The sequence below is a fragment of the Methanophagales archaeon genome, assembly GCA_021159465.1.
In the GTDB taxonomy this organism is placed as follows: Archaea; Halobacteriota; Syntropharchaeia; order Alkanophagales; family Methanospirareceae; genus G60ANME1.
The window spans coordinates 1-1,211 of record JAGGRR010000055.1 but is presented as its reverse complement, the minus strand read 5'-3'; the positions used below and the strand labels follow the sequence as shown (position 1 = coordinate 1,211).

Annotated in this window: 1 protein-coding gene; it reads right to left on the bottom strand. The window is 36.1% G+C overall.

What is annotated here, in order from left to right:
* Positions 1–1,045, bottom strand: a 1,045-nt coding sequence (locus J7J01_03130) for an IS1634 family transposase (protein MCD6209882.1), incomplete at its 3' end; no start/stop codon positions are given.
* Positions 1,046–1,211 lie beyond the last annotated feature (166 nt).

Genomic DNA, 1,211 nt, shown 5'->3' with positions numbered 1-1,211 from the left:
CTCTATCCAGGCCATCTTTCTCTGCTTCATAGGGATTAAAACAGATGATGTATCTTTTTTGGTTGAGTTTTATCTCCTTAATGAATAAATTATCTTTTATTTTCTGGTACCTACCTGCTCTAGCTAATACCTCTTCTCTTACCTCCTTTAGGCTCCTTAATTTTACCCCCAGGATGTATTCTAAACCCTCTTGCTCAAGTAAGTCTATGTTTTCTTTACTCACCATCCCTCTATCACCCACAAAGATGACTCGCTTAAGACCAAATCTTTCTTTTAAATCTAATATGACTGCCTTAAAGGCCTTTACATCTACAGTATTGCCAGAAAAGATATGATGAGATATGGGCTTACCATCCCTTCTCATCACAATGCCCACTATAACCTGATTTAAATCACCTCTTTTGTCCTTGGATAATCCCCTTTGCATGAGCTCATTTTCTTCTCCATAAAATTTAATAGAGGTGGTATCAAAAAACACTAAGTCCACATGGGCATTAAACAGGTTTAAATCTTGATAATAAAGGGTATCTTCTATTTTCTTTGCCTTTCTCTCTAAAAAGTCCAGACTGCGATAAAGGTGATGCAATTCTATGTCCTGCTCTACTCCGTGAAGATATATCTCTTTTTTTATCCAATCATAAGTAGAAAGCTTACTCATAGGGTCAATAAGCCTATTTAACACTAAGGCAAAAATAGTTGAAACTAAATCAAACTCACAGTTTGACTCTTTAGCAAATCTCTCCATAATCGTTTTTAAACCAGTCTTCTCCCACAAACTTTTAAAAACTACTACTGGTCCATACACTTTAGCATATTCTGCAAAAAGGCCCTTTGAGGCATCTATAATGGCCCTTTTCTTTGAAAATTTAACTAGATTATCAATGATGGTATCAATGCTCCTCTGGGTGGAAGAGCTGTCCAATCTACCTAGGTTGGCCAGGGTAATCTGTTTTACTCTTTTGCCTTCTCTTTTAGCCGTGCAAAGTAAGAGATATTCTCTTACCGAACCATTTTTGTTCTTGCATCTTTTTACCCTGACGAACATACCTAAACATTAACATAAACATATTTCCTTGTCAAGGGGTTTTTTATATTACACGTGACACTACATTTTTCACAAAACGGACATCTCGTTTTTCATTTATGCCCATTTTTACTGCATTTTGTTTTTCGGATATAGCCAAAATAGAGGTTTTGCTGTCAAAGTGCAG